The 24170-nt window shown below is 53.8% G+C and carries 27 protein-coding genes and 1 pseudogene; 10 read left to right on the plus strand and 18 right to left on the minus strand.

Annotation, left to right across the window (positions count from 1 at the left end; all coding sequences use genetic code 11):
• Window positions 1-10 precede the first annotated feature (10 nt).
• Window positions 11-1180 (minus strand): hypothetical protein, encoded by a 1170-nt coding sequence (locus tag KRAC_RS35355; protein ID WP_007915744.1) that lies wholly within the window; start codon window positions 1178-1180, stop codon window positions 11-13.
• A gap of 599 nt (window positions 1181-1779) precedes the next feature.
• Between KRAC_RS35355 and KRAC_RS35360 the strand changes: the two genes are divergently transcribed.
• Complete coding sequence (locus KRAC_RS35360) at window positions 1780-2613, plus strand: LLM class flavin-dependent oxidoreductase (protein WP_007915745.1); 834 nt, start codon at window positions 1780-1782, stop codon at window positions 2611-2613.
• 49 nt (window positions 2614-2662) lie between these two features.
• Here KRAC_RS35360 and KRAC_RS35365 read toward each other — a convergent pair whose 3' ends face one another.
• The 9 genes and pseudogenes from KRAC_RS35365 to KRAC_RS35395 all read right to left on the minus strand — a co-directional run bounded on the left by KRAC_RS35365 (window position 2663) and on the right by KRAC_RS35395 (window position 9008).
• Window positions 2663-3649: a phosphotransferase enzyme family protein gene (locus tag KRAC_RS35365; protein ID WP_007915746.1), complete on the minus strand. Its 987-nt coding sequence runs from the start codon at window positions 3647-3649 to the stop codon at window positions 2663-2665.
• A 5-nt stretch (window positions 3650-3654) separates the two neighbouring features.
• A complete protein-coding gene (locus KRAC_RS35370) occupies window positions 3655-4197 on the minus strand; it encodes a P-loop nucleotide/nucleoside kinase family protein (protein ID WP_007915747.1) in 543 nt (180 codons plus the stop codon).
• A gap of 179 nt (window positions 4198-4376) precedes the next feature.
• On the minus strand, window positions 4377-6035 hold the full coding sequence (locus tag KRAC_RS35375; protein WP_007915748.1) for an FAD-dependent oxidoreductase: 1659 nt from the start codon (window positions 6033-6035) through the stop codon (window positions 4377-4379).
• A 214-nt stretch (window positions 6036-6249) separates the two neighbouring features.
• The gene (locus KRAC_RS73940; protein ID WP_169460981.1) at window positions 6250-6414 is read right to left on the minus strand and encodes a hypothetical protein; all 165 of its coding nucleotides are present in this window, start codon (window positions 6412-6414) and stop codon (window positions 6250-6252) included.
• A 41-nt stretch (window positions 6415-6455) separates the two neighbouring features.
• Window positions 6456-6722 (minus strand): ubiquitin carboxyl-terminal hydrolase 14, encoded by a 267-nt coding sequence (locus KRAC_RS35380; RefSeq protein ID WP_007915749.1) that lies wholly within the window; start codon window positions 6720-6722, stop codon window positions 6456-6458.
• A gap of 147 nt (window positions 6723-6869) precedes the next feature.
• The gene (locus KRAC_RS35385; protein WP_007915750.1) at window positions 6870-7190 is read right to left on the minus strand and encodes a GNAT family N-acetyltransferase; all 321 of its coding nucleotides are present in this window, start codon (window positions 7188-7190) and stop codon (window positions 6870-6872) included.
• A 269-nt stretch (window positions 7191-7459) separates the two neighbouring features.
• Entirely contained in the window at window positions 7460-7855 is a 396-nt protein-coding gene (locus KRAC_RS73945; protein ID WP_169460959.1) for an MBL fold metallo-hydrolase, read from the minus strand.
• A gap of 87 nt (window positions 7856-7942) precedes the next feature.
• Window positions 7943-8170 (minus strand): annotated as a pseudogene (locus KRAC_RS76585) (enoyl-CoA hydratase/isomerase family protein); the annotation flags it as partial.
• A gap of 97 nt (window positions 8171-8267) precedes the next feature.
• Window positions 8268-9008, minus strand: coding sequence for an SDR family NAD(P)-dependent oxidoreductase (locus KRAC_RS35395; RefSeq protein ID WP_007915752.1), 741 nt, complete (start codon window positions 9006-9008; stop codon window positions 8268-8270).
• Between the two features lie 327 nt (window positions 9009-9335).
• Here KRAC_RS35395 and KRAC_RS35400 point away from each other — a divergent pair, with 327 nt between their 5' ends.
• Window positions 9336-9749 (plus strand): winged helix-turn-helix transcriptional regulator, encoded by a 414-nt coding sequence (locus tag KRAC_RS35400; RefSeq protein WP_007915754.1) that lies wholly within the window; start codon window positions 9336-9338, stop codon window positions 9747-9749.
• A gap of 109 nt (window positions 9750-9858) precedes the next feature.
• Here KRAC_RS35400 and KRAC_RS35405 read toward each other — a convergent pair whose 3' ends face one another.
• Window positions 9859-10221, minus strand: a complete 363-nt coding sequence (locus tag KRAC_RS35405) for a hypothetical protein (RefSeq protein WP_211221373.1) — start codon at window positions 10219-10221, stop codon at window positions 9859-9861.
• Window positions 10222-10425: 204 nt separating this feature from the next.
• Between KRAC_RS35405 and KRAC_RS35410 the strand changes: the two genes are divergently transcribed.
• Window positions 10426-11358 carry a helix-turn-helix transcriptional regulator gene (locus KRAC_RS35410; RefSeq protein ID WP_007915758.1) on the plus strand — a complete coding sequence of 311 codons (933 nt, stop codon included), beginning with the start codon at window positions 10426-10428 and terminating at the stop codon, window positions 11356-11358.
• Between the two features lie 160 nt (window positions 11359-11518).
• Complete coding sequence (locus KRAC_RS35415) at window positions 11519-11881, plus strand: VOC family protein (RefSeq protein ID WP_007915760.1); 363 nt, start codon at window positions 11519-11521, stop codon at window positions 11879-11881.
• A gap of 66 nt (window positions 11882-11947) precedes the next feature.
• On the opposite strand, the gene KRAC_RS35420 is transcribed toward KRAC_RS35415, so the two are convergent.
• Window positions 11948-12709, minus strand: coding sequence for an SDR family oxidoreductase (locus KRAC_RS35420; protein WP_007915762.1), 762 nt, complete (start codon window positions 12707-12709; stop codon window positions 11948-11950).
• Window positions 12710-12869: 160 nt separating this feature from the next.
• Here KRAC_RS35420 and KRAC_RS69460 point away from each other — a divergent pair, with 160 nt between their 5' ends.
• Window positions 12870-13709, plus strand: a complete 840-nt coding sequence (locus KRAC_RS69460) for an arsinothricin resistance N-acetyltransferase ArsN1 family A (protein WP_007915763.1) — start codon at window positions 12870-12872, stop codon at window positions 13707-13709.
• A gap of 118 nt (window positions 13710-13827) precedes the next feature.
• On the opposite strand, the gene KRAC_RS35430 is transcribed toward KRAC_RS69460, so the two are convergent.
• The 3 genes from KRAC_RS35430 to KRAC_RS35440 all read right to left on the minus strand — a co-directional run bounded on the left by KRAC_RS35430 (window position 13828) and on the right by KRAC_RS35440 (window position 15836).
• The gene (locus KRAC_RS35430) at window positions 13828-14778 is read right to left on the minus strand and encodes a hypothetical protein (protein ID WP_007915764.1); all 951 of its coding nucleotides are present in this window, start codon (window positions 14776-14778) and stop codon (window positions 13828-13830) included.
• 24 nt (window positions 14779-14802) lie between these two features.
• On the minus strand, window positions 14803-15129 hold the full coding sequence (locus KRAC_RS35435) for a PadR family transcriptional regulator (protein ID WP_007915765.1): 327 nt from the start codon (window positions 15127-15129) through the stop codon (window positions 14803-14805).
• Between the two features lie 185 nt (window positions 15130-15314).
• Complete coding sequence (locus tag KRAC_RS35440) at window positions 15315-15836, minus strand: DinB family protein (protein ID WP_007915766.1); 522 nt, start codon at window positions 15834-15836, stop codon at window positions 15315-15317.
• Between the two features lie 315 nt (window positions 15837-16151).
• Between KRAC_RS35440 and KRAC_RS35445 the strand changes: the two genes are divergently transcribed.
• The 3 genes from KRAC_RS35445 to KRAC_RS35455 all read left to right on the plus strand — a co-directional run bounded on the left by KRAC_RS35445 (window position 16152) and on the right by KRAC_RS35455 (window position 19450).
• Window positions 16152-16709 (plus strand): RNA polymerase sigma factor, encoded by a 558-nt coding sequence (locus KRAC_RS35445; RefSeq protein WP_040445568.1) that lies wholly within the window; start codon window positions 16152-16154, stop codon window positions 16707-16709.
• Window positions 16710-16711: 2 nt separating this feature from the next.
• Complete coding sequence (locus KRAC_RS63150; RefSeq protein ID WP_007915768.1) at window positions 16712-17881, plus strand: D-alanyl-D-alanine carboxypeptidase family protein; 1170 nt, start codon at window positions 16712-16714, stop codon at window positions 17879-17881.
• A 186-nt stretch (window positions 17882-18067) separates the two neighbouring features.
• On the plus strand, window positions 18068-19450 hold the full coding sequence (locus tag KRAC_RS35455) for a transglycosylase domain-containing protein (protein WP_007915769.1): 1383 nt from the start codon (window positions 18068-18070) through the stop codon (window positions 19448-19450).
• 133 nt (window positions 19451-19583) lie between these two features.
• Here KRAC_RS35455 and KRAC_RS35460 read toward each other — a convergent pair whose 3' ends face one another.
• Genes KRAC_RS35460 through KRAC_RS35465 form a run of 3 tightly spaced genes read right to left on the minus strand, consistent with a single transcriptional unit; the run spans window position 19584 to window position 21249 of the window.
• Window positions 19584-19883, minus strand: a complete 300-nt coding sequence (locus KRAC_RS35460) for a hypothetical protein (protein WP_211221374.1) — start codon at window positions 19881-19883, stop codon at window positions 19584-19586.
• Between the two features lie 39 nt (window positions 19884-19922).
• Window positions 19923-20360 carry a hypothetical protein gene (locus KRAC_RS76590; protein WP_052568817.1) on the minus strand — a complete coding sequence of 146 codons (438 nt, stop codon included), beginning with the start codon at window positions 20358-20360 and terminating at the stop codon, window positions 19923-19925.
• Window positions 20320-21249, minus strand: a complete 930-nt coding sequence (locus tag KRAC_RS35465) for an IS110 family RNA-guided transposase (RefSeq protein WP_052568819.1) — start codon at window positions 21247-21249, stop codon at window positions 20320-20322. Before KRAC_RS35465 ends, KRAC_RS76590 begins: the two co-directional genes overlap by 41 nt.
• Before the next feature lie 932 nt (window positions 21250-22181).
• Between KRAC_RS35465 and KRAC_RS35475 the strand changes: the two genes are divergently transcribed.
• Window positions 22182-23519: a glycosyltransferase 87 family protein gene (locus KRAC_RS35475; protein ID WP_007915772.1), complete on the plus strand. Its 1338-nt coding sequence runs from the start codon at window positions 22182-22184 to the stop codon at window positions 23517-23519.
• Between the two features lie 34 nt (window positions 23520-23553).
• On the plus strand, window positions 23554-24126 hold the full coding sequence (locus tag KRAC_RS35480) for a P-loop nucleotide/nucleoside kinase family protein (protein ID WP_007915774.1): 573 nt from the start codon (window positions 23554-23556) through the stop codon (window positions 24124-24126).
• The last annotated feature ends 44 nt before the right edge of the window (window positions 24127-24170 follow it).

Here is a 24170-nt window from a genome sequence, read left to right on the forward strand (position 1 = left end):
TTGCGATAAACTATGAGTCCATATCAGGTGTATTGCTGGTCTGGCTCATTATGCTATTCCTCCAGGGCCTGAGTTGCGGCCAGTCGCCATGATTACTTTGAGGTGGCGGAACCCGGCTCCCTGGCTGGCTGGGATAAGCCGAAGCCTTACCGAGTGTGCGCCCCTGAAGAACCGCGATCATACGATCGAGTGATGTTCGTGTAGGCTGGAGTACGGGCATTTGTTTATCAACGTCCGCTTGTTGGATATTATTTACGGAAAAACTTATTGCTTCTTCCAACCGTTTTAATTCTCTCTCTGCTTGTACTGCCCTCTGAAAACGGATGAGCAAATTATTCAATGCCTGTGCAATCTGCCAGAGCACATTATCCTGCGTAAGAGGAGCACGCGCGTTGAAATTCCCATTGGCTACATAGACATGCGTTTGCAAGATTTGTTGGATGCCCGCTTCGAGGTCGCGCTTCTGGTCAGCCATTTCGTGTTCAAGTTTGGCGATCATCTCTGCCTGATTGGCGCGTGCAATGGCTTTCGTCGCACTTATCACCCACAAGTAGGTCACGCCTGCCACAAGGAACTGAACGGCGACGGGCCTTACCCAGATAGGCGCAAACTGCGTCTGTAAAACTGCTATTAGATGAGGGTCCTTTGGCGTTTGAAACACTAAGCTCCATGAGATAAAGCCGATGTTAAAGAGACCGACTGCGAAAACACTCGCGGGTGTGATTAAGGACACCGCCAGCAACTCACCGAAAACAAACAGCTCATACTGTTGCAGGCTTGGTTCGTCAAACGGTGTTGATGTTAATATCACGAGCATAAGTGCAAGCTCAAAAGCCACGGTCAGCAATACACCAGCCAGGGTTGGCTTCTGGGTTTTGTTGAGTATCAAAGCAATAATGCAGAAAGGCATCATTCCCAGATCCGCAACAATGACATAGTGGTTTGGGAGTGCTAAACAGCCTGGGATAAAAGCGGTGAAACTGATCAGAAGGCAGGCAACGATGACACTGATTAAGCGCGATTTGCGTATTGCCTCTCGCTGAACGACACTTGCGGTGACAGAGGCATCAGGAAGCGCAGTCAGGCTGTACCACCACTGAAACAGGCCTTTTGAGGGCGCATCCTGTTGTGTTTCTATAAGCTCGCCGGGAGACCATGGGTGATTCGATATAGTATTCATATGCTCCTCCTTGTCTTGATGCGATGGTGACGGTATTAACTCGTTGACTTTTCCTGTGCTCGCGCTTTAGCGCTTTGTCCCTTGGTTGCTTACCGCCTGTCACTTACTTCATGGCAGGCTCTAGTTAAAACTTTTACGTAAGAAGGTAATAGATAAGGATAGAGTAGAGTTTTTTACTCTATCTACTCAGTAGAAGTAAATGTATCATATTTATATGCACTAGTCTATTTTTAATGTGAATGATTTGTTAAAAGAGTAAATAGGTAAAGAGGATAAATGAAATGGTTTTAACTTGATAAACAATGCTTAACCGTACTACGTTTGTGTTTTATGGTTGAGTTATATGCACAAATATTACGTTTTTGTAATAGATATCACGGTTTATTTATAGCCTATTTGGGTATTAGTGATATAGCGTCGTTTAGATGGTGTTTCCAATTGATAAGCTGTAGAAACGGCTGCGATGTTTTGACAGAAAAGCCTATCCAGGCGAATGTGATCTTTAGAGAGGCTAAAAAAAGCGGAAATGTAGACAGGGGATGTCAGGAATACAGAGTATACTTCTCTCGATATATGCAAAAGTGAGAGGAGAGGCAGAAATGCATTTTGCTATCAATACACCTAATTTTGGCCTATATGGCGATGCCAGGCTGCTGGCCGAACTGGCCTATGAGGCCGAGGAGGCTGGCTGGGATGCCTTCTTTATCTGGGATCATATTGGGGCAAGCTGGGAGGTGCCGATGGCCGATCCCTGGATCGCTTTGACGGCGATGGCTATGCGCACACAGCGCATCAAGTTGGGACCCATCGTGACTCCCTTGCCGCGCCGCAGACCGTGGAAGGTGGCGCGGGAGGCGGTAACCCTTGACCAGCTCTCGGGTGGGCGCTTGATCCTGGGTGTGGGCATTGGCAGCGATTTTGGCCGGGAGTTTAGCTGCTTTGGCGAGTCGGGCGAAGACCGCCTGCATGGAGAGATGCTGGACGAGAGCCTGGAGGTGCTTACAAAGCTGTGGAGCGGCGAGACCTTTAGCTACACAGGGAAGCACTACCAGCTCACGGAGGCACGCTTCCTGCCCACGCCTGTGCAGCAGCCGCGCATCCCCATCTGGGTCGCGGGCGTCTGGCCCAACAAGAAGCCCTTTCGCCGCGCCGCGCGCTGGGATGGTGTCTGCCCCATTGCTGAGGGACGAGAACTGATACCCGAGGATTACCAGGAGCTAACGGCTTATCTCAAAACACAGCGTCAGGGTGTTGAACCCTTCGACGTGATCGCCGCTGGCCACACCACGGGTAGCGATCAAGCGCAGGATCGGGCAGTCATACAGCCATTCGCCGAAGCTGGCGTGACCTGGTGGCAGGAGGCCTTCGATTGGAACTACTCTCTTGAGCAGGTCCGCACGCGCATCCGCCTGGGACCGCCTACAACTGTTTGAGCATCTTCGCAGGATTTCCGCCAATGTCGTTGTTGGCGAGAATGTTCTATTAAAAATACATTCTCGCCTTGCCTGCAACCTCTTCCGCTGAGGTGTAGCGCCTCCACCACTGTTGCGAAAACGCTGCTCTTTCATGCCGCTTGATAGCCTGGACGAAAGAGCCAGTGCCAAAGACCAGAGATCGGAAGCGGATCGCATCCGGTAGATAGTCGAGTTCGGCTGGCGTCAGGCGGTAATGAAGGCAGTAGCCCTCGATGGCGGAGCGAATAAGTGTATCCTCTGTCTGAGAAGATGCGCTCGTTATGGGGTCCCAAGGGACCTTTCCATCACAGTTCGTCAGCAGGAAACCCACATCTATACTGGCTGACCCCATGCCCGCGCCCTCCCAATCTAGCAGTGTTGCCTGTCCAGGCGAGCTTAAAAGGGCATTCGCGGGATGACAATCGTTGTGAATCAGCGTTACGGGAAGATCGCTGCCATAGGTGATGGATGTGAGGGCTGTATCGAGCCATTGGTATTGCTTAAGGGCATCGTGCGGCACAGCATGCTCTATTGAGGTCAATTGCTGGCGGGCGAAGGCCAGTTCGCCCGCAGGAAGCATGCCTGCTTTGGGCGGGGTATAGGTAAGTGCTGGCTTGAGAGCATGTAGCCGTCCCAGGGCCGTCCCTAGCAGCGCAAAGGACGTGGGTGAATAGTCCAGCGGTGTGCCTGTGAGATACGTTGTCATACAGAGCGCGCGATCCCCTACTGTGGTGAACATTGCTCCTTCAGTAGTTGGGATGACGCGCTCAGCGGGATAGCTTACCTCTTCAAAGAAGCGCAGGAACTGCCCTAGTTCGTTAAGCATAGCCTGGTCATGTGCAGGCGTCAGGCGAAGTATCCAGCTTGTTCCGTCTGTTAGCCCTACCTGGTAGATCAATTTGCCTGTTGGGCTTGGTAACTGCTGAAGCGTGTCGACCTGAACCTGGTAATACTGGTTGACAAGCTCAAGCAGTATGGCCTGATCAAGATTTTGCTGGCTATGTCTGTCAATCATGTGAATTAACTTTCTAGCCCTTTCTCTTTAGGAAATGTGTGCCGAACCCACTCTGCGGGCGGAAGCGAGCCATCGTAGTGGAGCACGTGTTCGTCTTCTGTTGGTGGGGCGAAATTGTCGACGACATGGGCGAAGTCCTCATCTCGTACGTCCGCTCGTGCCCTGATCTGGCGATTGGCTTGCCATCTGCGGCGGGCCTCAGATAGCGGGATATCTATGAAGATAACGCTGGCCTGGGCGTGGTGCTGCTCGGCTATATCTCGCAGGCGGTCACGCTGCTCCCTGGTGAAATTTGCCGATTCATCGATTACGTCTACGTCCTGGCTGAGATGCGTGGCGATGCGCCGGTAGGCTTCCTGGTAGGTTCGCTCCCACTCTTCTGCTGACATACCGGTCTCGTCGTTCCAGATGCCTCGCTCACCATTAATCTCATCGATTGAGACGCGTTTTATTCCTAACCAACTTTCAAGTTCCCTGGCAAGCGTGCTCTTTCCGGTAAAGGGGAAGCCGCATAGGGTATATAAAGTATTTAAATAAGGTTTTGTCATATCGCACTCTTTCTATGTATTTATTAGAACACAAAGCGATTCTATCAGCAAGCTGTCATTTTACCCATGGTTTTGCAGCTTGATGGGACCATAGTTTTGCAGAAAGTTGGAGGTGTTTGAGCTTGAGGGAAAAGGCGGCTACTGGCGATTTTGGGCCTTTGCATAGCTCACCGTTCTGGTCAATGAGCGAACGCGAGGTACTCGTGGACGGAACGCACCGAGGCCGAGCCTTCGCCAACAGCAGCTGCGACTCGCTTGATCGAGCCCGCCCGGACGTCGCCAACGGCGAACAATCCGGGATAGCTAGTCTCAAAGGGCAGCGGTCGCCGGCCCAATGCTTCCCATCGTTCGTCGAGGTGCTCTTCGCCTAGAGACCGGTCGGTGAGCACGAAACCGTGCTCATCGAGGGCCGCGCATCCTGTCAGCCAATCCGTGGCAGGATCTGCGCCGATGAAGGAGAACAAAGCACTGCACGGCAGCACGACATCGCCGCCAACAGTAGTGACCCGTATCGACGTGAGAGTCTGGTCACCCTCCAGACTGGCGATTTTGGTGTTGGTTCGTACGTTGATGCGAGCATCGGCCTCGATCCGGTCGACGAGGTAGCGCGACATGCTGGCGTTCAGGTCGTGGCCGCGGATGACGATGGTGATTGGGCTGCCAGCCGCAGCCAGGAACAGTGCAGCCTGACCAGCCGAGTTGCCCCCTCCTGCGACCACGACCGGCGACCCGGCGCAGAGGCGGGCTTCCATCTCGGTGGCCGCGTAGTACACGCCGTTGCCTTCAAAGTCTGCGAGACGGGTAGCATCGAGTCGCCGGTAGCGGACCCCGCTGGCGACGATCACAGCGCGACATGCAACATCAGTCCCATCCGAAAGGCGGACCACGAGATGCCCGGCCTCTTCACGCAGCGACGAGGCCAGACACGGGCTTGTGAGGTGGGCGCCGAACTTCTCAGCTTGCACAAAGGCCCGCTGGGTGAGGTCGCCTCCGGAAATCCCGGTCGGGAACCCGAGGTAGTTCTCGATGAGCGAGCTGGTCCCTGCTTGGCCCCCAACGACGGCCATCTCGACGACCAGGGTTCGCAGTCCCTCGGAGGCGCCATAGACAGCCGCCGCCAGACCGGCTGGCCCCGCACCGACTACGACGAGATCGAAACAACGCTCGGGAAGGCTGTTGATGGTCAAGCCGAGGTACTCCGCCAGCCCTCCAGGGGTCGGGCGACGCAAGACTGAACCGGAGGCGATCACGACTGGCAACTCGCCCGGGGTGACGGAGAACTCGCGCAGGAGGCGGTCGACGGCAGCATCGCGGTCCGGGTCCAGCCACTCATGGGGGATGCGGTTGCGGGCCAGGAACTCGCGGATCCGGAGTGACTCGGGCGAGAACCGGGAACCCACGACGCGGATGGCACCTGATGCGCCGCTCAGCAGTATAGACCTGCGGACGAGAAAGGCGGCGAGAATCGTGTCACTGAGGCCGGGGTTCGTCGCGATCACATGTTGCAGCGCGGCCCTCGGTACGACGATGACCTCGCCGGGCTGAGTGACGCGGGCCGACAGATACACCCGCTGGCCGGTCAGCAAGTTCAGCTCGCCCAGAAATCGACCAGGACCGTGGCGAGCGACGATCCGCTCCTCACCGTCGGAACGGACCACGATCTCGACAGTTCCCGAGAGAATCACGTAGAAGTCGTAGGTGGTGTCCCCTTCCCGATAGAGGTACTCGCCCGCAGCCACCGATTGTCGGGTCCCGAGCGCCCCAAGAATGGCAAGTTCGGAGTCATCGAGTGTGGGAGACGCGACAGAGTCATCGGCCAGCGGCGGACGGTAGCTCATTGCTTCGACCTCCTTGACAGTGGTCCTGCGAGCTCGCAGGGACCACCAGATATATTCCCTGTGTCATCGTCCTCTTTCCTTTTGCTTCTTCTAAGAAGCAGATGGTAATAAGGGAGAGCGCTTCTCCAGCGAGGGCAACGCAAGCGCCCCTTTCCTCATCCCTGCACGGTACAGGCCGCTCCATTCGCCTCCGATATGTAGCAGAACTGTTCCTTTACCAGAAGGGATTGACCTCTCTAGCAGCCAGGGATACTATAGCATAGTATTCTCTCACTTGATGAACCTCATCTTGATCGCAGGGAATGGGGGTTTTGATTTCGCTGGGGAGCGTGTTGATCGTGACATCGATCCCCAGTGCCCAACGCTGGCCATCGTTCAATCAGTTTGTTTTTCACGTCTTGCTTCTTCTCACACTGCTGCTTAACTCAACTCCATTGCTACCTGATCAATATAACACCAGACCCAGTCCTCTCCCGGTTCGTGAGATTGGATCAGCGGGTGACCCGTCGCGTGAAAATGCTTTGTCGCATGTTTATTTTTTGAACTATCACAGCAACCAACATGGCCACAAATCAAGCAGAGACGCAGGTGAACCCAGGTGTCCCCGGTTTTCAGACAGTCTTCGCAACCATTGGCGGATGGAGTAACCTCTTGAATCTGGTCCAGATGGGTACAAACCCTGGCCATAAATCTTTTCCTTTCTCATCAAAAACGGTCTGCTTCTACTCTCAAGAATGCCCTTCCCGCTTGAGCTAAAACTCCTCTTGGATCAGATGTCATTTTTCAAATGTCTCAATCCAGGCTTGCCTGACGAACGCCCGCTTCCCATGTCCCTCAGCCTTCCAGGAGACGGGCCTGTTCAGCTTCTGTGAGCAATGGCAGATATTCCTGATGGCGTCGAATGTAAGAGGCAACAAAGGGGCATAAAGGAACAACTGTGAGATGCTGCGCGAGTGCATTTTCAAGTGCAAAAGACGCAAGCTGGCTCGCGATTCCTCGTCCTTCCAGAGCAGGCGGCACGCCTGTGTGAAGAAAGACAATACGTCCCGCCTGCTGCTTATAGGTCAGGACCGCAAGCTGTTCGTTAATCTTCACTTCATAGCGATGTTCGTCTCTATTGTTGGTCACAATAGGAACTGGATCGGTTGTGCTCATTTTTCCTCCTCAGAAGAGCCTGATTGCGTGTCTGCGAGAGATCCTCAGTCTATCACAAAGACCAAACTCCGTGTGCAAGTTGATCACGCTGCCACGACAGCAGCAAGCTGAAGAGGGTCGTGGCCCTCAAACTGATTGAAGAGAATGCAAAGGGTATGCATGAGTATGTGCTTTCTATTGTAAGCGTGGAATAGAATGAGCGTCAACTGGCGAAAAAGATCGCCATAATCGTGGAATGCTCTATGGTCAACGTAGAAAGTTGAATTAGGTCATTTATCGAAAAAAAGCTCGAGACCGAAGAAAAAGAGGGCATTTGAAAGATGAATTGCTCGTAACATCTCAGAGCCAGCAGGTACCTGCATCCCATCGGACATCTCAAAGTGGGCAAACGGAACACTTTTGAAACTCCAGGCATAAATATGCACACCGAGCTTCTGTCTCAAGGTTTGAGCCCCATCCATAGCCCCCGTGTGTCCACGGGTAATCAAAATACGACGAATTCCTCCACGGGATTCGGCCGCATGAATAATGGCCTCAAGATGCGCGAGATCGGCAACCGTAGGATCAATAACAGAGGCACCTTCAATGCCACTCCCTACGATGATCGTATTCGTGCCAGAACCAGACCTATCTGGCGACGATACAATGGTATAGATACCAGTCATGTTCTCTTCCTTAGCAGTGAGCCCTTCGAGGGTCATCCCAAAAGGCACGCCCTCGGCAATGCGACGCCGCAGACGCTGGTTAAGCGTCTAGCGCTGGAGCCTGCTGCGGTACAGATCAGGTTTTGCTGCCAACGTGTGAGCGATTGCCAGGCCACGTGCAAGCACCTGATCATGTGGGAGCACCTCGGTCACCACTCCCCATCGTTCAGCTGTCCGTGCATCAATGGTTTCGCCGCTCCACAGGAGCCACTTCGCTCGCGTTGGGCCGACCACCTCTTCCCAAACAACCTGGAGACCGTCACCAGCGGTGATGCCAAATGCAGGATGTGGGAAGTCACCCTTTTCCCTTTCTCACATGTTTCTCTCGTATAGCATCTATGAAATGCGGCAATGCAAGCTTTCCACCTGCTTATTAGATGGCGATTCGCCCTCCATCAACGGGAATGGTTGCCCCGTGGACAAAGTCCGCCTCATCGCTGGCAAGGTACACCGCAGCGGCGGCAATTTCGGAAGCCTGGGCCACTCTCTTGGCCGGGAGGGCAGTCGCTAATTGATGAAGTCCTTCCACCATGCCCTCAGTGGCGGGTGTATACGTCGGGCCTGGAGCGATCGCATTGACATTGACCCCTCTGGGTCCAAGCTCAGTGGCCCAGGACTTGGTCAACAGCGTCAGGGCCGCTTTCGTTGAGCCATAGAGCGACATCGTTGGTTCCCCAACGTGGGCTACCATGGTCGTAATGTTGATGATCTTGCCTGACCCACGCTCCGCCATCTGGGGAGCTAAGGCAGCGGTCAGAAAAAATGGTCCTTTCACATTGATCGCGTAGGTAGTGTCAAAGGTAGCTTCATCTACCTGCTCCAGGGGAGCAAAGGGGAAGATCCCTGCATTATTCACCAGAATATCGATCGACCCGAACACGGTGGTCGCCTCTTTGGCTAAGCGTCGTACCCCCTCGATTGACTCCTGATCGGCGGCAAGGAAAGTTGCCTGCCCCCCTTTGGCTCGAATGGCATCCACTACCGCTTGTCCACGCTGCGCGTTTCGACCATTGACCACCACGCGTGCCCCTTCCCGCGCGAAGGCTTCTGCAATCGCTTGCCCAATCCCCGAGGTGCTTCCCGTGACCAGTGCCGTTTTTCCTTGTAATCGCATCTATAGCTCCTTTTTCAATATATTGCTTCTCTTCACAAAGGGAGAACCATCCCCGTTTCCGGGGCTTTTTCTCCTCTCAAAAACACGCGTGCCAATCGTTTTTCCTGGCCTCAAGGTGCCCTAAGACCATCGCCGTTGATAGCCTTCTCAAGCGTATGTGCGCTCCTTCTTACAAGCGTATCTCCCTTGGGAAAGGCTCCCATGCCTTGATTGGTCACGCGTGTTTCTGTCTTGCGTCAGTGTAGTAGACTGTATATGCTTTGACAAGTACGCACAAAAATGTGGTGTAGTCACAGAAAAGTAACTGGAACGAACGAGGAAACAGGCATGCGAGAACCCATCTACACGAGAAATTATCAATGCTTGATGGAAGCTACCGCTGATGTGATCGGGGGAAAATGGAAAAGCCTCATTGTGTACTATCTGCTGGAAACCCCTCGACGCTTCAACGAACTCAAACGGCTCTTACCTGACATTTCGCAGCGCATCCTGACGCAACAACTGCGGGAACTGGAGACCGATGGCATCATCCATCGGGAGATCTATAAAGAAATTCCCCCGAAAGTCGAGTACTCGTTAACGGAGGTGGGAACCAGCTTACAACAGATTATCCTCCCGATGCTCGCGTGGGGAGAGCACTACGTGGAGCATTTTGAGAAAACAAGACCATGGTGTAAACGTTGGGGATTGGAGCAGACAGGGGAGATTGAGCACCTGGAAGAGGAAGAAATGCAGCGGTGATGGGGCTCTGACGGTTTTCCTGGTGAACCTCCCGCATGGCGTTTCAATGCGGGAGATTCACCAGGATCACGGTAGGATTCTATTAGACCCTCAGAGACCACCTTTGCCATCATACCTCTCTAGCGGAAAATGGTGGGAGGACGTGCTTCGAGACGCGCTCCAGATGGGCCATTACCGCTTCATGTGAGACGCCGGGCAGATGGGACCAAAAGCAGATCTCCGTCAGAGGGGCGCTCGCCTGCATCGGCTGGATCATGTTGACCATCTTCTCCGGCGTATCGATCAGCAGGCCAGTACGCCGCAAGGTATGAGGATCAATGTTGGGCGGTTGTGGGTGTCCGGCATCCGTTCCCATCCGGGCGTACACCCCAGCTTGATACGCCAGCGCAGGAGCAAGGATCGTTTCCCAATCGCGCTCAGGATCATCGCTCACCCACATCCGCATACTGGCAACCACGGGCGGCGAACTCATGCTGCACATAGCCTAATCCCACCCCAGGGTCAGACGCCCCTCACTCAACACATCCAGGACTGCCGCTTCTTCCGCGAGCAGTCGTAAAGACCATGGTATTAATGACACAAGCGCGTAATAATACATCGTCCATTTGAACGATGCGCCTGCCTTGACGCCTTTTGTATACTATTGGGCACAGTGCTAAAAGGGGGCTGTCAGAAAATGAATCGTGTAGATCGATTAACCGCTATGCTTTTGTATTTGCAGGGAGGTAAACGAACGGCCGGGGAGATTGCTCGGCGTTTTGAGGTATCCAGGCGTACTATTTTACGCGATATCGACGCCCTGGGGGAGATGGGAATCCCGATTGTGGCGGAACTAGGCTCTACTGGCGGCTACTCCCTACCACCTGATTACTCTCTGCCCCCACTGGCTCTGACTCTGCACGAAGCCCTTCTCTTGCGCCTGGCCCTGAGCAGCCTTTCGCAGTTGGGTGATGTGCCTTTTAAGGGAGAACGCGAGTCGTTGCTGCTCAAGATCCAAACTCTGCTCCCTCGTCATGAGCGCGTAAACCTTGAGCAGTTGCAGCAAGCAGTTTCACTTGATGTGCCATCCTCGCGCTCCTATCCTACGCCATTTCTCGACCGGCTACTGAAAAGCGCCCAGGAAGAGTGCTGGGTCTCCGTGAGCTATTGCTCTGAGAAGGGTGTCTCACAACAAACGCTCCTGCCATTGCGCTTGCGCACCACGGCGGGACTCTGGTACTGCGAGGCGTACTCATATGAGCGCCAGGCAACGCGTGTGTACCGCGTGGATCGCTTTCTAGAGGTGAAGGCAGCCATGGAACCTCCCGAGTTGGAACGCCCGGCCACTCCCATTCTGCATGTTGATTCCTCCTATCCAGAGGTACATATTTTCCTGACAGCCCGTGGTATGCTACGGCTAGAGCATGAGCCACACCTGGGACCGCGTCTGCAGAGAACTGAGGCAGGGGATGGATGGCTTCGCCTGCAACTGCGCCCGGAGGAGTATGACTGGCTTGTGAGTATTGTTCTGGGCCTGGGAACAGATGCCAAGGTGCTTGCGCCAGAGGAACTGCGCCTACGAGTGCAACAAGTGGTGCACGAAATTGCCCATAACTACGCCGAATTGTGACATAAGGGTGTCACCATTCATTGCGTATACTTCCCTATATAGATGACCTCGAGAGAGCGATAGAAGACATCTACATCTTCTCGTCCTCTCTATAAGGGGGTCTGGTATTGATGATTTTGTCACCAATGAAGAATAGATGAGATCAGGAAAGGAAAAAGTTATGGCCAATTATTCAATCGCTCATATTGAGATTCCCGCAGTCGATGCCAGCCAGGCAGGCATGTTTTATAGTGAGGTCTTTGGCTGGAACATTCAGACCAATACGGCCCATAACTATGTGACATTCCAGGCGGAGGGTGGCCTGCGCGGAGGTTTTCAAGGACCCCACGAGAAGGCATATCAACCCGGTAGACTCCTGGTTTACCTGGCGACCGACGATATCGATGCCGCTCTCGCCGAGATAGAGGCGCATGGAGGCAAAACCATCGTCCCCAAGACAGTGATTCCCAATATTCTTGAATGGGCCATTTTTGCCGATCCAGCCGGCAATCAAGTCGGCCTCTCTCGCCGCTACAATAGCTAGCTGATGGGGCACCTCGGCTTCACACGAATTTCTTCGTGTGAAGCCGAGGCTCAAGCATTGCGGCTATTAGCGGCCCCCACCAATCTCCAGGATGGTCCCTGTTGTGTAAGAGGCTGCCGAAGAAAGCAGCCAGAGAACGCCTTCAGCCACTTCATTTGCAGTGCCTGCCCGCTGCATAGGAACGGATGGACCTAATTTCTCCAGGCGATCAGGCGCGCCACTTGCTGCATGCAGATCGGTCTCAATCAGTCCAGGAGCGACGGCATTGACACGAATACCCTCATGGGCGACCTCACGCGCCAGGCCGATGGTGAAGCTATCAATCGCTCCCTTGGATGCGGCGTAATGGACCCATTCGCCAGCGCCACCCCGGCGCGCGGCGAGAGAGGAAATATTAACAATGGCTCCGCCTGTGCCACCATGGTGCAGTGACATCCTCCGCACGGCTTCTCGCGCGCACAGGATCGTCCCAACGACGTTGACCGCAAGTACCCGAGTAAGAACCTCTGCACTTACCTCTTCGACGCGAGCAAAGCCACCTGTAATCCCGGCGTTGTTTACAAGTCCCTGGAGTGGCCCCAATTCTTGCGTTGCTGTCTCAAAGAGGCGCATGACATCCTCTTCACGAGCGACATCCCCTTGAACGGCAGTGGCTCGACCGCCAGCGGCAACAATATGCGAAACGACCTCCTGGGCAGCGGCCTCATCGCTGGTAAAGTTCACAGCAACGGGATATCCATAGCCTCCGGCGAGTCTGGCAATGGCAGCCCCAATCCCACGGCTTGCCCCCGTCACGATGATGGACCCCAACTTCTGTTCTGAAACCATAATTGTTTCGCTCTTTCTATTTCTTTTTTTTCTTACCATACCTTCCTTGTCAAGATGAGCACAGGGAAGCGATGCTCAACCTTGCTTGACATTCCAGTTATGCAGGATATATGCTCCGGATAATCGGGAAAAAGGGTAGTATTATGAACTGGAGGTCTGTATGAAAACGGAGGAATTGGTTCCGACGGCGTTGGAAGCGCGGGTGCTGCGTATGTTGCGCGTGCTGGCGAATCCGGCGCGTTTTCGGATTGTTGCCTTGCTAGCTGAGCGTAAAGATTGTACCTCGGCGCAACTTGCCGAGATCCTGCCGCTCGCGCAGTCCAGCCTCTTTGATCATCTCGCGCTTCTACGTGAGGCCGAAATTGTGCAGGTCAGCAGTGATGGGCCTAACCGCTATTACTGTTTGGACCCGGCAACGCTCGACTTTCTGGGGGCCTATCTTGGAGGCCTGGGCCAGAGGTCGCGTTCATGGACGGAACTGGTAAAGAAGTCTCTGGAGGAGCAGCATATGGAGATTCGTGAGGCCACGCGTGAGGATGCGACAGCTATCGCAAGTATTTATAATCAGGGCATAGAGGATCGCTCAGCTACGCTGGAGACGCAACTGCGCACGCCTGAGGAGCGGGCCGAATGGTTGAACTCGCGCACGCATCGCCATCCCGTGCTGGTCGCGGTGGATGCGGCGGGCGCTGTGGTGGGCTGGGGATCGCTGAATGCCTTTAACCCGCGACCAGCTTACGATCATGTGGTAGACTTCTCCGTCTATGTCGCGCGCGAGCAGCGGGGGCGCGGCATTGGCGACGCCCTGCTGAGCGCCCTGGAGGTACGTGCGCGCACGCTGGGCTATCACAAGATGGTGCTGGCGGCCTTCCCAAGCAACGCGCCAGGGATGCGCTTATATGAGCGCCATGAATTTCGTAAGGTAGGCGTCTATCACGAGCAGGGGCTGCTCGATGGGCAGTGGGTCGATGTCGTCCTCATGGAGAAACTCTTAAAATAACCATTTGGTGTTCCACCTCGCGCCTGCGGTGATCGTTCTGAGTGGTGATATGATGCGCCCTGGCAGCTGCGGCTGTCAGGGCGCATCATATCGCCACTCAGAATAAATTGCATCTTTTTTATGCGGCTATTTGCTCACTTTGTTTGGCCTGGAAGGCGTGAAACAGCGAATAGATGGCTGTGCCAGTGGTTGCCACCATGACCAGTAACAGGAGAATATGGCGTGCCGCGTATGCCATTTCGTCGCCAGGGGCCGTAGAGACATTGAAGATCGTTGGGAGGGTGGCAATGAGTAGCGTCACAAAGCCACTCAGCATTGCCACAGTAAGTACTAGCGCAACATAGAGGGCGTAATGTGTAATTCGGCGGCTGGGTTCCATGCGCTTAATGGTAGAGACAATGAATGCTACGCTTAACCCCATGCAGATCGCGAAAGCAATCAATACACCCCAGGTAGAGTCTAATACCGGAATGCTACCTCTAAAGCCAGCTATATAGAGTAGGAACGGAAAGGCTACAGGTATCGTCACCGCGAGGATTGGACTCACAAGGGCCAGCAGGCAAAGGAGCAGGGCGCGTAGATTTTTCCCTTTCAAAGCTCGCCAGCAGGCTGCGAGGAGCAGCGGAAGACCACCAAGCAGGATAAGTATGGGCAGAGTGTATAAGTTAGCAGCGATAAACTTCGACAATATAGGCGAAGTAGGGTCTAAAATGGTAGATAAATTGTAAGGGAAAAGCGCCTTCATCTGAGTCTGCTCTCCTACTATGTTTGCATGAGCTTGCTCTACTAGCCAGGCTATAAAGAAGAAGATGGCCGAGGTATAGAGCGCGAGTTCGTTGGCGCGCAATTTTTGTAGCATTGTAGGGATCCTTCCTTGTATAAGAGATTGGTGAGTATAGGCATCAAAGAGATTGAATGAGAGATCACAGATAGTTTTTAGCGAGGGTGGTGAGTCCTCCAGAATTTGGAGCATCTCGTCGGCGTAGCGCTCGCGCCAGGAGGCCGGATAGAGTTTGATCAGCCTGCTGGCCCAGCGTTGATAAAGCGATGGGGTAGAAGTGTCATGCATCCTACAATATCCTCTTCTCTATATTCAGGACGTGGCGAGCCGTTGCAGGCCAGTGCTGACAACCTGTTTCATCGTTGAGAGTTGTTCGCGCAAGACAGTCGCGCCCAACTGTGTTATACGGTAGGGGCGCCTCCGCTCCTCCAGTTCCAGGGCCTCAATCCAGCCCTGATTCTCCAGGCGCGCAAGCGCGCCATAGAGCGTGCCCACCTCCAGGTGAGTGCCACAGAATTGCTCAATATCCTGTATCATGGCGTACCCATGTTTAGGGCCACTTGCCAGGCTGGACAGGATGAGGAGTGAGGGATCAGAGAAGCGCCCCAGATCCAACTTAGAGTTGCGCGTGATACGCATACTTGATTATCTCCTGACCATTACTTCGTATTACTTACTATGCATAGCTATATAGTAAAGCGAAGTATCGATTTTGTCAAGAGTGGCCTGCACCTTTCTTGCGTAATAGAAGAGATGCCGGTCGCTGAGTAAAACCCAGCGACCGGCATCTCTTCTATTACTCTCTGCGCTCTTGAACAGATCAGTTAGATGTTGCCATAAATTCCTGGCAGGCCATGGCTGCCAAGGGCGAGGGAGAGTTCTCCTCCGTGGTGGATTTCGTGTTCAAGGACGTGCCAAATAACCCACTGTCGTGAGACTGGGGGGAAGTATTCCCGTTCTTCTTCTTTCAGAGCGGCTGGCGGCTGGAAGACGTGCTCAAGGTCGGCGGGCGTCCAGCGGGTAAGGGCATCGGTAATCATGCGCCAGGTGGATTCAAGCCCGGCAACCAGTTCAGCGGCTGTAAGTGGGGGCTGCTCCACTTCATCCGCAGGGTCCCAGTGCGCGATGGGGGCCAGATCGGGACTTCCCTCACCCATCCAGACCTGGAACCACCAGACCCGGTTGGCTACTATATGTTGGGCTAGCATCCCAATCGTCCATTGATGCGACGGGGCGGGTAAAGCTAGCTGCTCGGATGAAAGCGGCGCGATAATTTCGACGAGGTTGCGCTGATAGGCTTCCCAGCCCTTGTAGAACGTAATAAGTGGGAGTGCTTGTTCCTTCATATGTATATGCTCCTTGCTTCTAGTGCTGCGCTGCCATGAGTGGTGGCCTGATAATCATAGCATCCAGGAGGGCCTAAAACTTCTTCCATCTTGCTCTTTCTCAGGAGTGTCTTCGCGCCTGAGGGGCCCAGGGGTAAGGGGTGTGGGTGGAAAATGGCATTGCCATTTTCCACCCACACCCCTTACCCCTGGGCGAGCGTAGCGAGCTGAGACAAGAACTGGTATGACCTGGCTCAACCAAATGTGGAAGAGCTAAAAAAGCAGAGATGTGTTAACATTTTTGCTAACAGAGCGATTAATAAAGCAGAAAAAGCAATGCTGAGGGAACACATGCGCCAGTTTCAACGGGAGATAGGTTTTGAGGACTCACCACTTGCGCTCCTATATGATCGTTACGCGCCCATCATCTTGATGTATATCGCGCGCTATATTTCTTCCAGGGAAGACGCCGATGACCTGTTACTGGACGTATTTGTCGCGGCACTGGAGAACCAGGTCTGGCTTACCTGGAGCGAGGGAGAGCAGCTTGCCTGGCTTCGTCGCATCGCCTACAACAAAGCTATCGATTATTATCGGCGTAACGCCCGTCATCCATCTGTGGCCCTGGAGCAGATCATCGTGACGCACTTTAGCGATGACGAGCGTTCACCAGAGCAGGTCGCGCTGCGTAATGAGGCGCACGCGGTGCTGCGTGCGCACCTCTCGAATCTCTCCGGCCTGCAACAGGAGATCGTGCGTTTGCGCTTTGGGCATGGCCTGCGCACGAAGGAGATCGCGCAACGCCTGAATAAAAGCGACGAGGTTATCCGGGTGACGCTCTCACGCGCCCTCAATCTCTTACGTAAGCTCTATCGTCGGCAGGAGGGAGTATAGTTATGGATCATCACGATGAAAAGTTTGCTCCTGAAACCGTCGATGAGCAGATTGAGTTGCACCTGCAACAGCTACCTATAGCCTCGCATACCTCACTAGATACGCGGATGCTCAAGGATTTGCAGCAAATAGCTGAGCAGGATGTCCAGCGGATCGCGCAGGTGAGAGCGCGTCTTGCCAGGTATGCTTTGGAGAATGGAGAGAAGCGTAAGCCTATAGACCTTCGAGAATATCAGGCGGAAACGGCTCCCCCCCTTCATTCAGGTTTTCAGCCTCGCAAACGAAAAGCGCCGGGTGCCAGGCGCCGCCTGGTGACAGTTTTAACTGGCCTGGTAGCTGTGCTGCTCCTCGCGAGCATGCTCACGGTTTTCGCGCGCGTCAAACCACAGCAGGAGCAGACCCATCCGAAGATCCAGCACCAGACATCAACAGTCGTTGCGAAGCCGGTCTTGCATGGGAGTAACGCCTTTCTCCTGGATGCGGATATGGGTACGGTTCTGGTAGACGTGAACGGTCATGCACGTGTGTCAGTGGCTCATTTCACTAAATATATGGTCGCCATAACCGCGCTTGAGAATGCCGATCCCAATCAAATGATCACCATAGATCAGGCGAGCCTGGACGCAGTCCCAAAGGGATTGAGTACGGCACAGCTAGTCGCAGGTGACCAGATCCCACTGCATGATCTGTTAAATGGACTACTCCTTCCATCAGGTAATGATGCCGCCGGGGTGATTGCACGCGCAGTGGGAGGTGACCCGCAAAACTTTGTCGCTATGATGAACGAAGAGGCACGTCAGCTACAGCTCAATGATACCCATTTTAACAGTCCCTATGCTATCAGCAGCGCGGACAACTACACCAGCGCCGCTGACCTCGCCAGCATGATGCGTTATGGTATGCAACTGGAAGTCTTTAGCGAAGATATCACTGGGACAATTTGGACACTGCAAGCGTCAGCATATAATCATGCCTATGTCTGGGAGAACGTCAATCTACCACAGGTAAACGAGCCAGGCGTTGAGTCTGGACATGATAAGGAAATTGGTTATCATGCCATTTTCACGCCCCAAAGCAATGGACATTTACTCATTGGAGTTGAGATTAACGCGCCATCGCCTGAGGCGCTGAACGCGGATGTCTCAACGATACTTCGTTCCGTTAAGCCATAAGCATTTCCCGTAGCATCCCCGCCCATGCAGGAGGGGCCTGGAGTGCTTATAAATCGCGCACCTACCAGGCCCCTCCTGCCGGGCGGGGGCGTTCCCTGGGAAGTGAGGGTAGGTGCGCGGTTTACAAGCACTACCCGATCTGCGAGGCGTGATAGTTGCCCATATTTTCTGGAAAACAGGAGAATTATGCCTAAGAAGCGTTTAACGTATGCATTTTATATGCTATTGATAAGCATGCTACTCAGCATTTTGAGCGCTTGTGCAAACAACATTAGCCTTGGTCAGCCTCAACCGCAAAATGGACCGATTCAGTTTTATGACATTCACAACCAGCTTATCTGCCAGTTGCATGGTCAGAATCCACAACTTGATTGTTTGCAACACAAAGACCTGTCGTCAGCCTATTTTGTTGATACGGCTGTAAGTGAGCTTGCCAGCGCGCTCCATGTAGATGTGGACCATCTGCCCGCGACTGCGCTGCATGTCGCGACCACGCTGGATCTCTCACTGGAGCAGCAGACATACCAGAAGGCACGGCAGTATCTCGCGACGATGTCCGCTACTCACAACATGCATAACGCCTCGGTCGTTGTCCTTGATCCTCATAGTGGCGGCATCCGCGCGCTGCTTGGCAACATGGATACGAGCTATGGGGGAAGTCAGGCTAATTTGACAACTCAGCCATTTATGGCGGGTTCAACCTTCAAACCTTTTATCTACGCGACGGCCTTCGAGCAGGGTATTAGCCCGGGCGAGGTGGTGTATGATGGCCCCTTTTCTGTAGCTACAGGAAACTCAAATGCCGGCACCTACTCACCTTCTAACTACGGCCAAAAATTTCATGGGTATATGTCATATCGAACCGCCTTACAGACCGAACTGAACATTCCGCCGCTCAAATTGTCTGTCAAGCTTGGACTTCAGACAGTGAGGAAGAAAGTGCAGGCGTTAGGGATAAAAATTGTGGGAGAGCCTTATTACTCCTGGGCTGTGGGGGCAGTTTCGCTGAACTTACTGGATGAAACATCAGCTTACGCTACAATGGCGAATAAAGGTATACACATGGATCCACACGCTATTGTAAAGGCTACCTCCTCTGACGGTCACGTGCTCTATCAAGATTCTACGCAAGGAACGCGTGCTTTGAGTCCTGAAGCCGCTTTTATGATCACGGATGCCCTGAGCGGCACAGCCAGTCAGGCCACGGAATTTGGTATATGTAATCCACTTGAACTGTATTCTACAAGTCACACACAATGCCAGGCTGGTAATGCTGGCCCTGTGCGACCTGCCGCGGTGATGGCAGGCTTGTCAGAGACCTTTCAGGATACCTCGACTATTGGCTATACACCTGACCTGGTCGTGGGTGCCTGGACAGGCAATAGCAATCATTCATTGATGGCCGGGATTACTGGCCTGGATGGGGCGGCACAGATCTGGCACGATACGATGCTGCTGGCGGAGGGGAATACACCTATGAAGGCTTTCCCCGCTCCACCCGCCGATGTTGTGAAAAAGACGGTCAGCTATCCCAAACTGACAACCACCGACTGGTATCAGACCCACTAGCTCTAAATTGTAGGGTCCATGCTGGCATGGACTCCGAGGCCCGTAGGCCGATACCCAGGCGCCGGAGGATCGCTTCGCTCGGAGTCCAAGCTAGCTTGGACCCTACAGGCCCACGGGATGCGCACCAATGTGTCTACTTGTCAACCCCTTGGGAGGAGGCGAGCCGTAGGCTCATCAAGCATCCTTGCGAGCTCGAGGCTTGGTGGATGCGCTGAAATGCCTGTTTCAGCCAGGAGCGTGGGGCAAGCGATCCCGAGAGCATCGACCCTTGACTGGGGTGGAAAGACTTGCAGAGCGAGAGCGAGCGGGAGATGGTGACGCTCTTCAATGCAGGACCCCGCTCGCTCTCGGCGCACAGAGCTCGCCCACCCCAGTCAAGGGCGGGATCGCCCACGCTCCTGGCTGGCAGGACCGCCACGGTATGGTTGGTCAACCACTCCCAGAGCCAAAAACGGCACAAGCTGCTCACCTGTCAAGGTGGGGTGAACCGTGCACATACCCATGCTGTCTCACCTTGACGGGGAAAAGCACCAAGATGAACCTCTCTGCTCATCCTCTCTGTTGGGTCGCTCGAAGCTGCTTCTGCCGCGCAGAGAGTCGCGAGCCGCGAGCCGTGGTAGTTGACCTGCTCGACCTCTTCACTCAAACCAAGCTGATCAAGATAGTCGTACAAGAGCAGGAGCCGGTCGCGTTTCTTGCCCGGGATAGTTCCCGTATGACTAATCCAGTTCAGCAATTTGCGGGTGATAGCCTCGACTTGTGCGTGGCAATCTGCTTCCTGCTGGCTGAGCACATGCCAGATGGTCACCAACAGCTTGCGGGCAATGGCCACGATCGCCTTTTGTTTGCCAATGCGTGCGGCTAAACGCTCAAACTGGGCTTGGAAGTCGGGGGTGATGTTCGACGGCAACCCAGGCTGCCTCAACCATGATTCCCCGCAGATCACTGCGTCCTTCCTTGGTGATACGACCGCCTCGATTGGTTTCCCCAGACTGGTGGACGCTTGCTCCCAAGCCGGCATAGCCCACGAGATGCTTGGCCGAGGGGAAGCGGGTGATCTCCCCAATAGCGGCCAGGATACGCATGGCGGAAAGGACTCCCAACCCAGGCAACTGTACGAGGAAAGGAACCTGTTTGACCCACGGATCACAGGTGGAAAGCCGACCGAGCTCTGCTTCGCTCTCCTGAATCAATGCTTCCAGGGTTTGGTACAAGCTCAGATCCTGTTGAACCCGGAGTTTCTCAGCAGGTGACAGATCCAAAGTCAACCACCATTCCCGTTGGTGGACAGCAAACGGCGTCCCTGGAGGCGGGTCGAGATTGTGCCGTTGCAACACGCTGTGCAGGCGATGAGCGGCCTGTGTTCGTTGCTTTACCAGTCGGTTGCGATGGGTCACCAAAGCGCGCAGTTCGCGCACTTCTTGCGGCGGCACCCACACGGCAGGAATGAGGTTGGCAGAAAGCCTACTGGCCAATTTAATCGTATCACGCGAGTCCGTCTTCACGCGCGCGGCAGCAATCAGCTTGACCGCTTGCGGATGAGCGACGACCACCTCTGCGACCAGAGGGTGTAATTGATCATACAGCAGCCACGCATTGGCCGTTGCTTCAAGCACGACCGCATCCGCGTGGGTGAAATGATCTTGAGCCCACTCAGCAAACGCTGCAAAGCCAAAGCGCCGAGGGGAGAGGACCACCTGTTGCTGGCTATCCACCGCACCAACCATCAGGTAATGGCGATGCGTATCCAATGCCACGAAACGCGTGGCGAGCGCATGAGAGAGTTCTGTCGTTGGCATCTCATGATCCTCCCATCTCCACACGACACAAACAATCCGGGTGGATGAGGTGCGTCATTCGGGCGTGTGGGAAATCACTCACCAATACGAGCTTGACCACCGTGGGTCATCGGAAGTCTCAGGTATTCGGGCGGGCGCGGCATCCAACGAGACGGGCTCACAGGTCCCATGCGCAAACCACGGTCAGCCCTGACACCACGCACCACGGCGGCGTCCCCTGAAGTCGAACACTGGTAGGGTAGCACGCGACGCACCCCATGACAACATCCTAACAACGAGGTGCTATGATACGTTACGTTAATGGGCGTGAGTGGTTGCCTTCTCCTTTTGTCCTCGATAGTGGTGATGTGCGCTTAATACATTGTGTTTCTCTGTTGTATGCTGCTCATTCAGATGAAAAAGAGTATGTTACCTTTCACAGAGATAACCGTCTTCACTCTGATAGGCATCTTGATACGCGGCTTCCGAATTGGCGTCAGCAGACAGTTTTCGCTACAGCACTCGCTCGGTCTTCTAGTGAGATTGGCAAGGAAGGAAGACAGAGGAGGGAGAAAGAATGAGCAGAGTGGGGTAAACAAAGGAAAAGAGAAACATGGAAGAGAGGAACAGTTGAGAGAAACGGACGCGTAGGCTAACCAGACCTCTTCTGCGTCCTGAGCATGGAACTCCTTTGCGGTCGCCAGGCCAATGCCACTAGTATCACCAGTAATCAGGGCAACTTTTCCAGCTAAACGCATCATGGCTTTTTCCTTAATTTTTGGCTTTTTGGCGAGGTGGTAATTTTTTTCTGGTCCGAGCGTTAATATATATGGATGTGTCTATATGGTGATGGTTGGTTGGTATGAGATAGGTGGTACGTTAGAAGCAGGCTCTATATTCCAATCAGCTAATAGAGCGTCGCGGGCGCTAAAAAAGTATATGAAGGAAAACGGATGAAACGTATTGCGCGGCATTTCGCGACCTATTACTTGATTTATATCGCCTGTATTATACATCTGCTGTTCTATATCTCTGTGAGCAAGACAGGCTGGTTCAATCTCTTTTTCAGCGGGGCCGCGCTGCATGAAGGGGCCAAGGGCATTGACTTCTACCAGGTTCCGCGTGGAGCCTGGGCCTTCTGGCATAATGGCTCGCTGACGGGCGAGCCGCTCTGGAATGGCTCGCAGTATGCGAAGGCGGAGTTCTCGCAGAATAATGTCTACCATCCCTTCTTTACCATCATTATTGGTACCTTTCTGATGCAGTTTGATCCCGCCTCTGCGCCCTATGTCTGGCTCTGGAGCAAACTGGTCATCACGGTGCTGGTCACGGGCTATTTCATCTGGAGCTTTCGTGGGAGTAAGCATCTGGGCTTTGCCGTCTTTATGTTGCTCGCCAACTTTAGCGTCTACCTGGAGCTGGCGGCTTGGCAGTTTCATTTCGTGCTCAATGTCTTCCTCTTGCTCTTTCTGATCAATCTCGTAAAAAATAGGTACGTGGTCTGGCGTGGTATCTGGTACTGGCTGAGTCTGCTTGTGAAGCCAATTGGCCTGCTCTTTATTCCATTTTTGTTTGCGAAGGGGAGATGGCGCACTATTATTGTTGGTGCTCTCTGTTTTGGCCTGGCAACCTGGATGTTATCTAGCATTGGAGGCTATTACATCGATAACCTCAAGGCGATGCTTTTTAGTCCAGGAGGCGCCGGGCCTAACCAGATTATCACCTTGAATGCGTTATTGCGGCATACCTCATTTACGCACTGGCCCGATATTGTCTATAAAATCATCCAGTATGGTGTGCTGGTTCTAACTATTTTCTGGGCCGCGTTTCGCTGTGTGCATAGGAGCAAGGCCATTTTTCTGGCGGTAGTCTATTATCTCTTCTTCTACGAGCTGACCTTTGAATACCACTGGAGCACGCTGGCTTATGTGCTTCCCATCTGTGTCGTCTGCTGCCCCGAGTTCCAGACGCGTTGGGCGAAGGCCTGCATGCTCCTGGTCTGCCTGCCAGACTGCTTTGCCCTCCTCAACGCCCTGCACATCGATGTTACCAACCAGGGCTACTGGGGGCTTATCCCAGGCGAGCAGGCCTGGCAGTTCATGGTCCTTAGCAAGCTCATTCCGGTCTTCCTGCTCTGCATCTGTGTGTTGATTCCCGACATCAAGCCCCTCTTCCGCCAGACGCGTGCCTTCTGGTCCGCCGTGCGCCGCGTCAACGAGCACCTCCAGGTCTTCGGCGCCGCAGAAGATGAAGATGAAGAGGAGGCGAAGGAGATCCACCTCGCGTTATAAATTATGTTAAACTGGGGCGGAGGTAAATTTAAATATGCAGAAACCCTGGCTGATTATTGTAAATGGTGTCCCTGGAGCAGGCAAGACCACGCTGGCGAAGCGCCTGGCGACCGATCTAAAACTGCCTGCTATTCATCGCGATGAAGTGGCGGAGAGAATATTTGATGCGCTAGACAGTCAGACCCATGGGCGCCCTCCCATGATCGGACCAGCGAGTTTTGAAATGATGTATTATTTTGCCAGCCTGCTCCTGGCAGCAGGCCAGTCCTTGATCATTGAGGGCTTTTTTCGTCACGCTGAGCTAGCGACCAGCGAGTTTTTGCAGATAAAGCAGTTTCACGATTTCTTGCCCTTGCAGATCCAGTGTAAGGCCAGGGGAGAGATAGTATTGGAGCGTTTCCTGGCTCGCATGGGGACGCCGGAGCGGCATATATACCATCGCGACAAGGCCTTTGTCGAAAACAACCAGGATGTCTTTACACAGGAGCGCCTTGCTGACCTCGCCCTCGGCGGGCCGGTAATTGATCTCGATATCACCAATGTACGTAACTACGATTATGACAGTTTGCTCCAGACTATTCAAGTAGCGCTAAATGCCACGCGATGATACTGCCCCGACGCTGCATTTGATGTATGACTTCCAGAAGCGTC

The sequence above is a fragment of the Ktedonobacter racemifer DSM 44963 genome (genome assembly GCF_000178855.1).
Lineage (GTDB): Bacteria > Chloroflexota > Ktedonobacteria > Ktedonobacterales > Ktedonobacteraceae > Ktedonobacter > Ktedonobacter racemifer.

Bases quoted from the DNA above. Each gene is read 5' to 3' on its own strand.
- KRAC_RS35355 (WP_007915744.1), bottom strand. From the start codon at position 1,180: ATGAATACTATATCGAATCACCCATGGTCTCCCGGCGAGCTTATAGAA.
- KRAC_RS35360 (WP_007915745.1), top strand. From the start codon at position 1,780: ATGCATTTTGCTATCAATACACCTAATTTTGGCCTATATGGCGATGCC.
- KRAC_RS35365 (WP_007915746.1), bottom strand. From the start codon at position 3,649: ATGATTGACAGACATAGCCAGCAAAATCTTGATCAGGCCATACTGCTT.
- KRAC_RS35370 (WP_007915747.1), bottom strand. From the start codon at position 4,197: ATGACAAAACCTTATTTAAATACTTTATATACCCTATGCGGCTTCCCC.
- KRAC_RS35375 (WP_007915748.1), bottom strand. From the start codon at position 6,035: ATGAGCTACCGTCCGCCGCTGGCCGATGACTCTGTCGCGTCTCCCACA.
- KRAC_RS35380 (WP_007915749.1), bottom strand. From the start codon at position 6,722: ATGGCCAGGGTTTGTACCCATCTGGACCAGATTCAAGAGGTTACTCCA.
- KRAC_RS35385 (WP_007915750.1), bottom strand. From the start codon at position 7,190: ATGAGCACAACCGATCCAGTTCCTATTGTGACCAACAATAGAGACGAA.
- KRAC_RS73945 (WP_169460959.1), bottom strand. From the start codon at position 7,855: ATGACTGGTATCTATACCATTGTATCGTCGCCAGATAGGTCTGGTTCT.
- KRAC_RS35395 (WP_007915752.1), bottom strand. From the start codon at position 9,008: ATGCGATTACAAGGAAAAACGGCACTGGTCACGGGAAGCACCTCGGGG.
- KRAC_RS35400 (WP_007915754.1), top strand. From the start codon at position 9,336: ATGCGAGAACCCATCTACACGAGAAATTATCAATGCTTGATGGAAGCT.
- KRAC_RS35405 (WP_211221373.1), bottom strand. From the start codon at position 10,221: ATGAGTTCGCCGCCCGTGGTTGCCAGTATGCGGATGTGGGTGAGCGAT.
- KRAC_RS35410 (WP_007915758.1), top strand. From the start codon at position 10,426: ATGAATCGTGTAGATCGATTAACCGCTATGCTTTTGTATTTGCAGGGA.
- KRAC_RS35415 (WP_007915760.1), top strand. From the start codon at position 11,519: ATGGCCAATTATTCAATCGCTCATATTGAGATTCCCGCAGTCGATGCC.
- KRAC_RS35420 (WP_007915762.1), bottom strand. From the start codon at position 12,709: ATGGTTTCAGAACAGAAGTTGGGGTCCATCATCGTGACGGGGGCAAGC.
- KRAC_RS69460 (WP_007915763.1), top strand. From the start codon at position 12,870: ATGAAAACGGAGGAATTGGTTCCGACGGCGTTGGAAGCGCGGGTGCTG.
- KRAC_RS35430 (WP_007915764.1), bottom strand. From the start codon at position 14,778: ATGCATGACACTTCTACCCCATCGCTTTATCAACGCTGGGCCAGCAGG.
- KRAC_RS35435 (WP_007915765.1), bottom strand. From the start codon at position 15,129: ATGCGTATCACGCGCAACTCTAAGTTGGATCTGGGGCGCTTCTCTGAT.
- KRAC_RS35440 (WP_007915766.1), bottom strand. From the start codon at position 15,836: ATGAAGGAACAAGCACTCCCACTTATTACGTTCTACAAGGGCTGGGAA.
- KRAC_RS35445 (WP_040445568.1), top strand. From the start codon at position 16,152: ATGCTGAGGGAACACATGCGCCAGTTTCAACGGGAGATAGGTTTTGAG.
- KRAC_RS63150 (WP_007915768.1), top strand. From the start codon at position 16,712: ATGGATCATCACGATGAAAAGTTTGCTCCTGAAACCGTCGATGAGCAG.
- KRAC_RS35455 (WP_007915769.1), top strand. From the start codon at position 18,068: ATGCCTAAGAAGCGTTTAACGTATGCATTTTATATGCTATTGATAAGC.
- KRAC_RS35465 (WP_052568819.1), bottom strand. From the start codon at position 21,249: ATGCCAACGACAGAACTCTCTCATGCGCTCGCCACGCGTTTCGTGGCA.
- KRAC_RS35475 (WP_007915772.1), top strand. From the start codon at position 22,182: ATGAAACGTATTGCGCGGCATTTCGCGACCTATTACTTGATTTATATC.
- KRAC_RS35480 (WP_007915774.1), top strand. From the start codon at position 23,554: ATGCAGAAACCCTGGCTGATTATTGTAAATGGTGTCCCTGGAGCAGGC.